12 protein-coding genes are annotated in these 14,470 nt (G+C 45.1%); 4 read left to right on the top strand and 8 right to left on the bottom strand.

Annotation, left to right across the window (positions count from 1 at the left end):
* Positions 1 to 13 precede the first annotated feature (13 nt).
* The 3 genes from ABDW33_RS00795 to ABDW33_RS00785 all read right to left on the bottom strand — a co-directional run bounded on the left by ABDW33_RS00795 (position 14) and on the right by ABDW33_RS00785 (position 3,144).
* Positions 14 to 1,189 carry a hypothetical protein gene (locus ABDW33_RS00795; protein WP_343688161.1) on the bottom strand — a complete coding sequence of 392 codons (1,176 nt, stop codon included), beginning with the start codon at positions 1,187 to 1,189 and terminating at the stop codon, positions 14 to 16.
* Between the two features lie 26 nt (positions 1,190 to 1,215).
* Positions 1,216 to 2,070 (bottom strand): TssN family type VI secretion system protein, encoded by an 855-nt coding sequence (locus ABDW33_RS00790; RefSeq protein ID WP_343688160.1) that lies wholly within the window; start codon positions 2,068 to 2,070, stop codon positions 1,216 to 1,218.
* 117 nt (positions 2,071 to 2,187) lie between these two features.
* Entirely contained in the window at positions 2,188 to 3,144 is a 957-nt protein-coding gene (locus ABDW33_RS00785) for a type VI secretion system baseplate subunit TssG (RefSeq protein WP_343688159.1), read from the bottom strand.
* 245 nt (positions 3,145 to 3,389) lie between these two features.
* Here ABDW33_RS00785 and ABDW33_RS00780 point away from each other — a divergent pair, with 245 nt between their 5' ends.
* From ABDW33_RS00780 to ABDW33_RS00770, 3 genes are all read left to right on the top strand, one after another.
* Complete coding sequence (locus ABDW33_RS00780) at positions 3,390 to 4,373, top strand: PKD domain-containing protein (RefSeq protein ID WP_343688158.1); 984 nt, start codon at positions 3,390 to 3,392, stop codon at positions 4,371 to 4,373.
* 10 nt (positions 4,374 to 4,383) lie between these two features.
* Positions 4,384 to 4,815, top strand: coding sequence for a GPW/gp25 family protein (locus ABDW33_RS00775; protein ID WP_343688157.1), 432 nt, complete (start codon positions 4,384 to 4,386; stop codon positions 4,813 to 4,815).
* Between the two features lie 97 nt (positions 4,816 to 4,912).
* A complete protein-coding gene (locus ABDW33_RS00770; protein WP_343688156.1) occupies positions 4,913 to 6,745 on the top strand; it encodes a hypothetical protein in 1,833 nt (610 codons plus the stop codon).
* Positions 6,746 to 6,806: 61 nt separating this feature from the next.
* Here the strand turns inward: ABDW33_RS00770 and ABDW33_RS00765 are convergent, their stop codons facing one another.
* The 5 genes from ABDW33_RS00765 to ABDW33_RS00745 form a co-directional block, all read right to left on the bottom strand.
* A complete protein-coding gene (locus ABDW33_RS00765) occupies positions 6,807 to 7,838 on the bottom strand; it encodes a lytic transglycosylase domain-containing protein (RefSeq protein WP_343688155.1) in 1,032 nt (343 codons plus the stop codon).
* Positions 7,835 to 8,716, bottom strand: a complete 882-nt coding sequence (locus tag ABDW33_RS00760; RefSeq protein ID WP_343688154.1) for a hypothetical protein — start codon at positions 8,714 to 8,716, stop codon at positions 7,835 to 7,837. The genes ABDW33_RS00765 and ABDW33_RS00760 overlap by 4 nt, the downstream gene beginning before the upstream one ends.
* Positions 8,717 to 8,845: 129 nt before the next feature.
* Positions 8,846 to 10,228 (bottom strand): DUF5458 family protein, encoded by a 1,383-nt coding sequence (locus tag ABDW33_RS00755; RefSeq protein ID WP_343688153.1) that lies wholly within the window; start codon positions 10,226 to 10,228, stop codon positions 8,846 to 8,848.
* 23 nt (positions 10,229 to 10,251) lie between these two features.
* Positions 10,252 to 10,695 carry a hypothetical protein gene (locus tag ABDW33_RS00750; protein WP_343688152.1) on the bottom strand — a complete coding sequence of 148 codons (444 nt, stop codon included), beginning with the start codon at positions 10,693 to 10,695 and terminating at the stop codon, positions 10,252 to 10,254.
* A gap of 49 nt (positions 10,696 to 10,744) precedes the next feature.
* On the bottom strand, positions 10,745 to 13,183 hold the full coding sequence (locus ABDW33_RS00745) for an ATP-dependent Clp protease ATP-binding subunit (RefSeq protein ID WP_343688151.1): 2,439 nt from the start codon (positions 13,181 to 13,183) through the stop codon (positions 10,745 to 10,747).
* A gap of 575 nt (positions 13,184 to 13,758) precedes the next feature.
* Between ABDW33_RS00745 and tssD the strand changes: the two genes are divergently transcribed.
* Complete coding sequence (tssD, locus tag ABDW33_RS00740) at positions 13,759 to 14,151, top strand: type VI secretion system tube protein TssD (protein ID WP_343688150.1); 393 nt, start codon at positions 13,759 to 13,761, stop codon at positions 14,149 to 14,151.
* Positions 14,152 to 14,470: the final 319 nt, after the last annotated feature.

Raw genomic sequence — 14,470 nt, 5'->3', positions numbered from 1 at the left:
TTGGTAATTATGATCAATCTGTGAAAAACCATTTCTTGGTTTTATGTTTACGGATGTATTCTGTATCTTCTGCTGATTCTTCTTTTACGAAGATGCCACTGTCCATCTTACGGCCGATGTAATCCAGTCTGCTCAGGCTTTCGAACAGCTTGTTAATCGCGCGTACGAATGGGATCATTGGTTGCAGGCATTCTCTTACATCGATATGCCTGTAACGGATGTTTGCACAATTGACCATCAGCGTTTCCAACTCGCCCTGTTTCAGTTCACACCATTCCGAAAAATAATTCAGTAGTTCTTCTTTACCTGCACTTGCCCGCTGATCGATGGCATTTTTCATAGTGCGTGCCAGGCCAGCGATCACTTCCAGCATCGCAGCAGGTGTCTGATAAATACCTAACCAGCGGAACTGGGATATACGTGTTCCAAGGTATTGTACTAATCTTTCTGTGATGTACAACACTACCTGGGCCAGGTCATTATTCTGATTGCGTGAATATACTTTCTGCACAATGTGCACACCATATAATTCCAGCTGCCCGAGGAACTGATCCAGCTCCTGGTGCAGGTCTGCCAGTGCAGGATGTGCATATACCATTGTACAGGGTGGTATGTAATCATCATCCATCTGCGGGCGGCCGTCTACAATATTGATACGCCCCAGGATCATCTGGTAGCTACCCAGTTGTCCCTGCGGTAATTGTGAGGCAGGAGTTACGTACAACTGATATTCAGGCGTAGCATATGGTAAACGTGGCGGATCTTCATGCAGCAAAGGTTCTCCGCTTGGCTGCCGATCGAAAGGATTTACCTGTATGAGAATATAATAGGCACTTTCTGAATGCTGAGGATCCCAGTTAAAAGTAGCCTCCGGAAAAGTAGTAGCGTATTTCAGCGAGTGTACGGTATGTTCAGGGATTTCAATTCTTGCACCGCCCGGGGTTACAGCGCGGCATTCGGTGAGCTTGATCCGCCATTGTTGCTGATTGTCGGTTACAAACCAGCAACGTAACGATTCTTTACTTTCTGCTTTTGCAGGCAGCAATCCGTAATTCTGCGCATGCAAGCCGCTGGAAATAGCATCCCTTATCTGATCCAGCATCGCGTTTTCAGTTTCAACGAAATGCTGCTTCTTTATCTTCATACCATCAACCCAGTTGACGGGAAAATATTTGAGCGGTTCTGCCATGGATGAATAATTTAATAATGTAGGGATTAATTGATAATAATTCTGTTACAAATAATAACGCTGTTCTCCTGCATACCATTCATAAAAACGGCTTTATCAGGATCGAGGGTTTTGGCGGTAAATGACCATTTTGATTTCAGGTGAAATACCCAGCCGTATGGTTGTCCGTTTGCATCCACTACGTCAATTGGCGTATTGGGGTAACGGTCGTTGTAGTCGTTGATGAAATGATAGAAGAGGTCGCCGAGGTCCATTTTGATAGGTGTACGTGCACGGAAATAAGTGCGGTCATGGTCTGTTACTTTCTTCTCCAGTTCAAATCCTATTACGATGAGGTCACGCATATCATCTTCGTTCACTTCGGGCAATTCCTGGTAAGCAGGATATTGCCACCATTTGAAAATCTTGGCAGGAATGGCCATCATTTTTTCAAATGTTTTATACACAAATGTAGGCAATGCGAATGCGAACATACAGGTAAGCAGGGGATAGAATACCAATTCACCTTTCACAAAAAGATGTTGTATAAGCAGGAAGCCGATACCACCAAACAGCCAGATCGCGACGATGAATGCCAGCTCTGATCCCAAAGAATCTTCACTTCCCCAGAAGCGGGTATACATGAGGTTACAATGTACTACGCCCAGCCCCAGGAACCATACTTCGTAAAAGATATACTGACTCATGGAATTCTGATGGGTAAAGAGGAAAGGAATTGAGCTGATAACAGCAAATACCAGTACCATTAAAGCGAGGTACCAGAGTGCCTTTTTCTTATATAGGGTAAAGTTTTTAATATAACGGCTCAGCAATCCTACTATCAGGGAACCGATAGCCATGAATGCCGCCAGTACAATGTAGATTTTAGCTTTTAGTATCATAGTTTATTTCCTCGGAAAGGGTTAAACCTGTTGGATGATCTGGGGTTGGCATACTCCGCTGTGCCCGGAATCAAACCATAAGGGTATATAACATGCAAAAATAGTTCCATTTAATGCTTACAGGTAAAAATTATAGCCTCCCAATCCTTCTTTTTCCTGAGAATCAGCCATAAAGACCCGGCGTTCATCTGGGTGGGGTTCCAATATGGTTTCTACCTCTACATCTGCCGGCACCAGGAAACCTATACAGGTCTCTAACAACTTACCATAGGGCTGCCAGGGAAGGAAGTCGTGTACCCTGTGCTGTTGCAGGGGACCGATAGTTATTTTCCATACAGGCATATCTGTATAAAAGAGATCTCCTGTCATGGAATCCAGCCCTAGCCGGGAATCGCCCAGCGGCACCGCACTCCCTGTTTCCACGGCGGTAGGGGTATCTTCCTGTACAATCCGTACCGGCTCATCCAGGATGGCTTTCAGATATAACTGTACCAGGGGCAGATTACCCGCTATGCGATAAATGTATGGCAACAATTTGACCAATTTTTTCAGTGCAGGTTTAGGAAGGTCGGACCTGATCCCCCAGAAGGACAGGAACAATTCATCAGCATCTTTTCCAAACGCATCAAAGAGTAGATGTTTTTCCTTTTGCTCAAGGAAAACTCTCTGCAGAAAGAATTCATTTTCAAGGGGACGAAAAAACTTTCTGGCTTCCTGTTGTTCCTTTTGCTGTCGCTTGTAATTTAATACCATTTCCCTCACAGAACGTTGTTGCTGCTGTGGTGTGAACTGGTGGAAAATGCCTTCCGGCAGGCGATCGTACAGTCCATCACGGGAGAGGGTAAGCGAAATGAAGGGATGATAAGGCTGCGAATCATCCAGTTGAGCATCTAAAATATCCTTATTGAAAGACCGTACAAAAACGTTCTGATTCTGTACAGCAATTTCTTCGGCACGCACATGATTATCCAGTAACTCCCCCACTACTACTTCGGCACGTACATCATAATGCAATTTGCTGATATGGTCTATCACCTCTTCCAGTACCGCGGCTTTTTGGGCATTATTTACCATACGGGTTAATTTAGGTTTTTCTTTATCTCTAATTATTCAGGGTTACATACTAACAAATATCACCAGATTTCACGGATTCAAATGTTAAAATTTCAACTACGAATGTAGGTAGTTTATTAATTTCTCTAAAAAAATATTTAAAATTGCAGAAATACGAGAAACCTATGACCCCAAGAAAGTCCGCAAATGAGCGAAAAGTTACTACGTATAGACCATTCAGCAAGATAACAAACCATATCGACCCAATGGTACTGTACACATTCCTTGCATTACTTGGTATCAGTATTATTATACTGGCTTTCCAGGTGAACGGCCGTGAAGATTGCAGCCAGATAAGCATCGAGCTGGCAAGCCGGAACAATGCAGGGAAACACACTTCTTTCAGTACAGGAGAAGTGATCACCTTTAAAGCTGCGACCAAAGCAGCAGATAACAGCGGGCTCACCTGGGATTTTGGTGATTCTACAGCCGCCACTTCGGGGCTGCAGGTTTACCATGCTTTTACCAAGGCAGGCACTTATATGGTCACCTTATCGCACGGTAAGTGCACCTGGCACCAGGAGGTGATTATTATCAATGCTTTAGCAGATAACACACCTGCTCCGGCAGCCGACCTCTACCCCACTATCGATGGCCCTGAAGAGGTGCTGGCCGGTCGTGCTGTTACATTTACCAATAGTACCAGCAATGCCCGTACATGGCAATGGCAACTGCTGCAAAGAGGGGCTGAAGTACATAGTGGCCGTACAGTCACCTATACTTTTTCATCTCCCGGTGAACGTATTCTATCACTCATTATCAATGGTGATAGCAGCAAGATGGTGACCAAGCATATCATGGTGTTCCCTGCTCAAAGCAACCACAAGGTGCCTGACTTCACTCCCATGCCGTTCCCCGAAGAGAATAAGACACCAGAGCCTACGCCAACACCAGCTGCTCCTGAAAAGCCGAAGGTACCTTCTGTGTCTGACGATGAATTTAAATTCATGCTGAGCCAGGTTGTAGATAAACAAAAGAATGCAACGGACTTCTCCGCATACCTTTGTGAGAATATCAATGCAAGGGTGCTGCTGAATGATAAGGATACTGATACCTTCAGTCACTTCTGCTCCCGCATTCGTGGTAAGAGAAGATTCAAGATCGAAGTTGTGAACCTGATCAAAGATCAAAACGGTTGTGTGAAGGAAATACGTGTGCGGTATGACAAGAAATTCTTAGGCATTTTTTAATGATTAAAAAATGAAACAGCAGTATTATAAATTGCCCATGGACTTTTCTAAAATTCTGCAAAAGCAGGATTTGCCGGATGTAAACCTGGAAGAGTCTGTGGCGCAACATATCCAGTTGTTAATCACAACCGTACTGGGGGAAAACAAAGATGATCCCCAGTATGGTTGCCAGTTGTGGGACAACGATTTCGATATCAGGGCTTCGAACAATGAAGTAAAGGAACAGGTGGAATTGTCCATCAGGGCTTCCATCAACAGGTATGAGAAACGACTGACACAGACAAGAGTTGTGGCACAGATCAGTCAGGAAGAACTAATGGGGGTCAGTGCAAAGAAAGTGAAGAAGAAGATAAAGGTGACTGTGACGGGGGTACTGGCAAGAAATAAAACCGATTTCCTCTATAGTAGTTTCTTCTATGTGAGTCCACTGTCATACGATTAAAAGTAATTTTAATCATTTATACGAAACCATTGAATTTTCTTCAGGCTCCGGCAAGTTCTAAACCGTCCGGAATTCACTCAACTTAAACCCTTCACCCTTGGCTAAAGAGCAAAAAGAACGAATCAAAGACCGGATGCTTAAAACAGCCGCCAGGCTTTGGGGATACCCTGATGCAGAGGTAGAAACCTCCTTTGATCCCATTGTACAGTTACTACTGGAAGCATGTGCCAGCGAACTTGAAAAAATCTCCGGCGAAGCTGAAGTATCCCATGCAAGACTTGTAGAACGACTCGCACAGATCATGATGCCGGAGCCGATTACCAGCAGCCAGCCGGCTTATGGTATATTGCATGCCAGCTGCAATGAGCGTACTGCTGCACTTACACCCGATCATCAGTTTTTCTATTCCCTGAGAAACGGCTTTAACAGCCAGGACCTATTTTTCATGCCCCTTACCCATCACCGCCTGTTCCGCGGGCAGGTAAAATATAGCGTGATCGGTGGTAAACTGTTTGAGAACCGGGACCATTGGTTCAAAGAACAGGTGCTGCAGGGCAATTTACAGGCCGATACGCCGCCTAATCACCTTTGGTTAGGATTGAGTATGGAAGGCGCCCATACCTCCGCAGAGGGGCTCTCTTTCTTCTTTGACCTGAGGAACGTACACCTGCAGGAAATGTTTTATCATTACCTGCCACTGGCTAAATTTTATGTAGGAGAAACACCTTTACAGGTAAAAAGTGGTTATACCCATAGCAAAAGTTCTGCTGAAGAAGACCTGGACGCCATCATGGAACCGGCCTTCGATACCAATACCCGGTATAGTCAGCAGATCCTGCAACGGTTCAAACAGCACTTCCTGACCATCACCAGCACGGACCCCTTACCGGCAGCCATGCCCTTCCCTCCCGGTTTACATCACGTATTCGGGCAGGGCAGCAGCAGATTGCAACAGGAGATTGTGTGGATCAGGATTGAATTTCCAGAGACAATCCGTCACTCCTTGCTGGAAGACCTGTTTTGCAGCATTAACTGCTTCCCGGTGATCAATAAAAAACTCAATGAACAATCGCAACGACTGAACAAGTACCTGAACATAATGCCGTTGCATACCAATGATATCTATTTTGATGTAAAACGTGTGTATGATGTAGCGGGTACTGATTACCATGTGCGTAACTTCACGACAAGTGGTGAAATGCAGGAAGGTGAACTTGTGATCAGAAGCAGTGGTATTGGTCGTTTCGACTCCCGCGAGGCAAAAGAGATCATTGCCTACCTGATTGAAGTGATCAGGGACGAAAGCTCTCTCTTCGAAGAAGTGCGTAACGACTATGTAGCCAGCAGAATGCGGGAACTTCACCAGTTGATCGCCTCTCTGGAAGAACAGTTACAGCCTACGAGCAACAGGGGTAATATTCCTTACCTCATGATCAAGCCAAAAGAAAATGCAGATTATTTATTCCTGGAGTTTTATACCACTAACGGCAGCACTGCCAATAACATCCGCATGGGAAGCAAGCTACAGGAATATGGTAGTGTACAGTTACAACCCAACTCCATCACCATGCTGTCGAACACACAGGGAGGTAAAGACCGCCTGAGTATCGATGAGAAGATCAACCTGTACAGATATCACCTGCTGACACGGAACCGGATCGTAACACCGGAAGACATCAAAGCGATGGTGCGATACGTGATGGGAAAAGAACTGAGAGAAGTAAGCATCGTAAAAGGGGTATCTGTGAAACCAGGTGCATCAGAGGGTTATAGCAGAACGCTGGATATTAAGATCACGCTTTCGAAACCGGCAAATCTGTATGCGGAAGGAAGTTTATTGTACATGAAAGACGAGATGTTGCAGCAACTGAAGGAGAATGGAACGAATAATTATCCTTATCGGATCTTTATGAATGATGTACTGATGTAATAAAATATAAAAACGCTTTTGCCAAAGGCAAAAGCGTTTTTATTCTAAATCAATTATAGTGTTAAATTTTTTGTAAGCGAACTTCTCCACCATTCTTCAGAATATCGGGTGGCACCCCTTTCTTCCCACCTGCATCACACAGAACGACCTTATTACCAAAACCAAGATCTACATAAATACGGTTACTTACCAGCCATCCCCTCCCCGACAGTTTTGTTTGTTTTCTGATAAAGACACCATTTGCCTGTAAGTCATCCAGCAACATGATGCTGACCAGTTGACCATCTTCAAAACTTTTGCTACTCTGCATTTTGGCAGACAGTGTAGTTACGGTAGCCTGCTCCGATTTTCCTCCGATATTGATCTTTATACTTCGGAATTGCTTATCAGCAGCGATGGCAGGGCCTGAATTGAATACAGACGCATTGACGGTTGTCTTGTTGAATACATTATATCCAAATTCAGGAATATATACTTCAGGATACTCGAACAGTTGCTTGATGGCAATGATCTTGTAAATGTACTGTGCGGTTTCGCTGTTCAGCTGTAACTGATAGTAATCGTTGCTACCCTGCCTGCGAATATTGCGTGAGATGTTGCCCGCGCCACAATTGTATGCTGCAGCGGCCAGTGTCCATGAATGTAACTGGTTGTATAACTGAACCAGGTATTTACAGGCGGCGTGTGTAGATTTCAGCAGCTCATTCCGCTCATCATTTGATTCACTTACATCCAGTCCCAAAGTAGTAGCAGTAGCCGGCATCAGTTGCCAGACGCCCTGTGCACCTACCACAGAAGTGGCGTTGGTAAAGCCACTTTCTACGATAGGTAAATATTTAAAATCTTCCGGTATATGGTATTGTTGTAAGATAGGTACGATAAGGGGGAAATATTGTTCTGACCGGGCTTTTAAAGCAGGCAGAAAATTCCGGTGACTAAGATGTCCCTTAATTACATCCATCAGTTTATAGTGAACAAAGTCACGCTCCATCGGCACAGATTCGCCGCAAAAGGCTACCTGCTGTGCAGAGAGGCCTCCCGTTATTATGCAACAGGCACAGACCAGGATAATATGGAGATAACGTCGGATCATTTAGTGAGCATATATTTCGGCACTGCCGTCGTCGGTATATAGAGAACGATCTGGTTTTTAGTGGCTGCATTGTACATGATGAAGATGAGTTCATCTGACTTCTTCAGCACCGGTGCAGGTGTTACGAACACTACGTTCTCCTCATCTCTTCCACCAAAAAAGGAGGGGCCTTTTTTGTATGCAACAGGCAGATGGTGTAGTGTAGTGGTATCGGTATGTAACTTATGCATGATCGTTATTTTCCCTACCTGATAAGGTGTACCACTTTGGTTCCTGATCCTGAAAGACAAATACATCAGGTTATTCAGACTCATCGCCTGGGAAAACGTCACTGTGACACCTTCCGAGGTAGTTTCATACTGTCGCTGCAATTTGCGTTGTTTCATAAAATCGGCTGCGATATTGCTCACTGTCACGGTATCAATATCCGGCAGTGGGGTATTATCATCAGCTGCCGGTTCAGCAGTTGCAGCAGTGTTACCACCTGTTGACGACCCACCGGTTGACGTTGTGCCGCCGGTAGGGGTCCTGTTTGCAGCGGTGCCGCCAGACAGGTTGTATTTCAGTTTTGACAGTTCAACCTTGTCTCTGTAGGCCAGGATCATGTAAAAAATATTGTCTCCCTCCCTGATTACCAGATTGGTCGGTTTTGGATTTGCCACTACCGGCCGGATAAATACGACATTTCCATCCACGATGCGATAGTCGTAATCTGAATTTTTTCCATCTCCGATTTGAAAGGTACTGATGGAAGATCCACAGGTAATAAGGGTAACGGCGCCTTTCGTCGTGATAATACTGTCTGGTTGCGCTTGTCCTGAAGCCTGGCTCCATGACAAGAAACAAACACAGAAAACGCCTAATAGCAATTGCTTCATCTGACTTTTTTCCTTGCTTTTGTTTTTATGTTTACAAAAAATGCTCCCGGCTTAAAAAACAGGCTCCCCCTCCAGGAGGGGGAACTACAGTTTGTTTATCATCAATAAGTTGAGTGGCCGGGGACCATTTTATGCTTTATCCTGCTCATATTCAGTATTCCATTCGTTAGCATCTTCCCCTTTATGACCATCCATTTTGATCAGGAAGTTTTTGGCAGGGAAGTATGGTTTCAGGTGTATATCGAGGTGAATACGATCTTTCTGTAAAGGATCCTGCTCGAAACGGCGGACGTTGAAATCTTCAATCAATTTATCGGGACCTGTGATACTATCCAGGAATCGGATGATCTGTTTCATCAGGTCTTTGCGGGTATTGGCATTGAAGTTTTCAAATGCGCGACGGTTCAGGAAGTCCATCAGTACTTTGGTCACGTAGTCAAATACACGAACGACAGAGTAAGTCTGCAGGCCAATATTATCGCCATTGAACAACGTCTTTGCACTAAAGGCCATTACCTTGCCGTATTCCTTTACCATTGGAATGAGGCCCATTTTTTCAAGGCTGGCAATTTCACTTTTCTTCAGTTCGAACTTCACGCCATCGACTTCGTTGATACCGCCGAATTTTTTACCAGCGGTTACCTGCGACATGAGGGTTTTGTAGATCTTACCTGCCAGTGCGCCGGAAGGTGGAACGTATAAGTTATCCTGCTCATTGATCTCGTCGAACTTACCACGGCCCACGAGCCAGTTGGCAGTCATGATCACATTGGAACGATGAATTTCGCCACCGGTCAGGTTAGCCAGTTCAAACATTTCCATTACGTCGTCCGGCGCATCCAGGTGAGAGAAGTCAGTCACCAGCATCGCTTTGTTTTCGTAAGCGATCTTCGCCCATTTCTCCAGTACTTTGTTGGAGCCCAGGTAACCTGGCAGGACCAGTAAACTATAGTTATCACGCAGGTCGAGACGATCGTAGTTCTGTACCAGTTCCTGGTGAATGGCGTCAATGAAGCGGGTGTTGTCGAGGTCTTTGAGTTGTTCCGACTCCACGTTGATGAAGGAGATATTCTTTACCTTGTCAGACTCAGTATTTTTAAAGAACAGGGCGACGTTGCGATAAGACTGTTCCAGTTCCCGGGTAGCTTCTACGGCTTCGGCCAGGTTGTGGGTCAGTACATTGCCCGCCTGTTCAGAATGTTCAGTACAGTAGGTGACCATGTCTGGAAGATCCTGTGCTTCGGTGAGCACTTTTTCCCAGAGTTCCAGTGTTTTTTTCAGGTATTCTCTTTCTCCTTTTTTGGAGCTTTCGGTCAGGAAGATATTACGGCGCGCTTTACGATCGGGGTTCAGGTTTTGTACACCTTCAATGGTGCCTTCCAGCAGATCAAATCCGCCGTATTTGGCAAGTATATCGAGATTTTCCTGTAAGGATGCGGATTGTTTTTGTCCGGGTGCGGTTTGCAGTTGTTCTTCCTGCTGTCCCCCCTGTTGTTTTTGTAATTCTGTCATGGGTAAGAATTAAATGGTACGAACTACTTGTTCAGATCAGCCAGCAGCTGTCTGATAGAACCCAGTAAAGCTTCTCTGGCGGAAGGATCTGCCAGTGCGGCTTTCAGGATCTTGTTTGTTTTAAGGTGTTTCATGATCCTGAGATACTGTTCTTTCTCGGTAGAGAGATCGTTCAGGAATTTGCTCTGGGCAGTAATACCTTTCACGCCAAAATCACCCAGGTTATGAAATTCCAGGTTTTCGGGTATGGTACGGCCTTCGGCATCACGGTAGAGCATGTTAACAGTGGGTTTGAAATGCTCAAACACATCTTCAACTGAAGTTAATCCCTGTACAATCTCCGGTTTAACAGGGGTTTGCTGGGTCAACTTTTCAGCAAACAAGGTCCGGTTATGGGAGATTTCAACAATGGCTTCATTAGCGTCGAGCTTCACCTCGGTGCCGCCAATTCCGTAATTATCATTCATAATAAATGGTTTTTACTACAATAAATGCGCTATGGTTCTACATTCTAAGTTAACGAATATCCCAGACTAATCCGCCATTTCCATCCACGTCCAATGCTACTTTGTGGTGGGGTTGTAAACTCCCTTCGATGATCATTCTGGAAAGCGGTTTCCGCAGTTTGGCGCGAATCACTTCTTTCAGCGGTCTTGCGCCGTACTGTGGCGAGTAACCTTCTCCAGCCAGCTGTTCCTTTGCTGCAGCCGATACTTCCAGCTCTATTTGCTGTTGCTTTAGTAACTGCAGCAGGTGTTGCAAATGGATGTCAAATATCTTCACTACATTTTCTGCCTGTATAGGTCCGAACGGCACTATTTCCGTCAGTCGGCCCAGGAATTCAGGGCGGAAATTTTTAGCCATAATCTCCATCAGTTGTTGTGATGGCGGGATAACTCCCTGACGAAAAGAATGGGCAATTACTTCGCTGCCTATATTGGAAGTGAACAGGACGAGGGCATTGGAGAAATCGCCTGTTTTACCGAGGCGGTCATGCAATTTACCTTCATCCATGATCTGTAAGAAAATATCGAATACGGAAGGATGGGCTTTTTCTATTTCATCAAACAATACTACAGCATAGGGTTGCTGACGGATCTTATTCACCAGCAGACCACCTTCTTCGTAACCAACATAACCCGGAGGGGCTCCATACAACAATGCGGCTGAATGTTCTTCCTTAAACTCAGACATATCAAACCGGATCATGCTTCTTTCATCCTGGAACAAGAAGTTTGCCAAAGATTTGGCAAGTTCGGTCTTCCCGGTGCCTGTAGGCCCCAGGAAGAAGAAGGAACCAATAGGCTGTCCTGGCCGGCTCAAACCAGAGCGGGACTCCAGAATCGCCTCAGATACGGTTTTCAGGGCATGGTCCTGCCCTACTACCCGCTTTCTGAGTTCCATATCCATGTTCACAAGACGTTCACGCTCACTGCTTTGGATCTTTCCCAGGGGGATGCCGGTACTTTCGGCGATCATGGTAGCCAAATCCACGGTTTTAACCGCATTGTGGACTTCGATGACCTGTTGGTCCAATTGGGTCAGTATATCGCTTAAAACAGCCTTTAAAGTTGCAATATCCTCTATCTTCGTTACCTCTTCCTCTATATGCAGCCTTGTCGTAAGTAAGGCGCTCAGGCGCTGCATACATTGCTGATACCACCAAAGTAATTCTGTACGGTCGTCTTCGATCTCTTCGAATTGCTTTCTCAGATCGTCCACCACCTGCTTACCTGTATCTGCGGTAGTTCTGATAGCAGCCAGGGTACGATCCAGTAAATTAATCGCACTATCCGGCAGGCTACGCTCCTTGAGGTAACGGCGTGACAGGCGAATGGCCTCCTTAATGACCTCGTTATCCACCGTCAGGTTGTAGTAACTCTCATAATCCGGCATCACTGCCTTGATCATTCTCGCCGCCAGTGTTTCATCTGGTTCCGGCAGGTTCATCGTTTCAAAACAATGGCGCAGCAGGCTATCTGGTTCTATCATTTTCCGGAAGCCTTCGGGGGTGCAGGCCCCTATCACGATCAGCTCTCCTTTGCCGATTGCAGCTTTGAGCACATTGCCCATGCCTCCGGCAGAGCCGGGTTGCTTATCCAGCAAAGTGTGCAGGTTGTCGATAAACAACACATGCCGGCCTCTTTCCTGTAAATGGGAGATAATTTGCTGCAGCCTGTCTTCCAGCTCGTTCTTATAAGCAGCACCTGCTATGAATGCACCATAGTCGAGGGCATAAATGTCAGTCTGCTGCAAGTGGGCAGGCGCTTGTTTTTGTACGATAGCCCTGGCCAGTGCTTCGGCCATGGAAGTCTTACCTACCCCTCCTTCCCCTATCAGCAGCACACTTGAACGACCTTTGCGGGAAAGGATCTCCAGCATCGTACGCACTTCTGCATCTCTGCCGGCCAGTGCATGCTTCATTTGCAGGTATTGCGGATCGGTGAGGCGATAGATATATTTCAATTTCCCGGCAGCAGGTGGTTTGGCTGCACCATTCAGGTTAGGCTGCGGTACATCCTTAATGAAATGGGTAAGCAGCTGTGTACGCTGTACCGGAAATGATTTCAATTGTTCAAAAGTAAAACCTACCCCGGGTGTACTGATCGCTACCAGCAGGCACCAGGCATCTGCCATATCCATATCGTATTCAAGCCTGATCGCATCGGCTTCCTGCAATACATTGGCTGCATTCTCATCTGCCTCGGGTTCATCCGGTATACGGGATGCTTTGGGTAACCCATCCAACCTTACTTCCGCCCATTCTTCCAGGTAATAGACGTCGATACCCATTGCCTGCAAAGGAGCTGTCAGATTCAATTCTTTGTGTAAACATGCCAGTAAAAGGTGTGCAGGCGTATATTGCACATGCTGATGTTCTTTTGCGAGGGCCTGGGCAATGCGTATGGCTGCCTGCACCTCCGGAGCTTGAATTGTATAAGTTGCCAGGGTCATTTGGATGATCTAAGGTTTTTCTTAAAAATATTTTCCGATCAAGGGTTAATACTGTTTTGGGTCATGATCTCGCAGTAAAGATACGCGAAAATGTATATAAATTATTTAATAAGCGGTTAATCATAAAGGTTTTCCTCTTAGCTGTTGGAACGATAAATGTTACTCTACGATAGTTGTTCAAATTACGGTAACAGTTAAACGACTACTATTCAATAAGATTTAATCACCATGCAATCGAAATACAAATTCTATTTATTTCTAAAATAACAATTAATCATTAAGCGATAATGACTGATTTTTTATTTTACAAACTGCCCTCCCGGATGTATTTTAGTCGAACTGGCATCGAACTAGCATCGAACTAGCGTCGAAGAACAGTCGAACAACAGTCGAAGAACAGTCGAAGAACAGTCGAACAACACCCGAACAAAAAAAATTTCCATTATCTCCCAGAATAATTATTTTCGCATGGACCATATATCTTAATTAACATGTTAATCCGGCATTTGCAATTGATATAACCCCAATTCATCTGCTGTACCATAAATTTATTGTTAAAACAAAACCTTCAAGGTATGTCATTCAAAGCAGTAATGCGATTAGACGGTGAAGAAATCAATGTACTGGAATGTCAGTATGCTTTTTCCCAACACACAGATCATAATGGTAAACCCGCTGCCCGCCCTATAGGAGGCGCTGTAACAGTTTTACTTGAATCAGACGGCGACACCAATCTTTTTGATTGGATGATCTCTAATACGCAAACCAAGAGTGGCAGTATTATCTTCTATCGCCGCGATGCCATGTCCAAAATGAAAGAGCTCAAATTTACCGATGCCTACTGTGTTGAATATTTTGAGCACTTCAATGCCAGTGGCGAAATTCCTATGCAGATTAAGCTCGTGCTTTCTGCAAGAGAACTCCAGCTCGGCAGCTCCACCTTCCAGAATCCATGGCCACAAGCCTAAAGTGGATCATATGGTTGTCTCAAAAGTGAATCTCCCGGATCTTATCCGGCCAACTGATGAAAAGAAATTTCAAATTAATACCTTTTGAGACAACCCTGTTTTTCCCAGGTAGATTTTGGCCCAATAATGGTACCATCGTATTGTATGAAAACATTATTGATACGCTCAGCACTGTTATCATGTATAACTACTCACGTTCCATCCCAGGTAAACGATCCTCCTGCCGACAGGAAGACAAAACCATATCCTGAGATGCCAGGCAATCACCGCTCTTCTCTTTTCAAAGGAAAACAATTCGATAGATACGATCAGTCATTTC

Origin of the sequence: Chitinophaga sp. (assembly GCF_039596155.1) — a bacterium.
Taxonomy (GTDB): domain Bacteria; phylum Bacteroidota; class Bacteroidia; order Chitinophagales; family Chitinophagaceae; genus Chitinophaga.
Note: the sequence above shows the minus strand (reverse complement) of the source record. Positions and strands in the feature narration are given on the sequence as shown.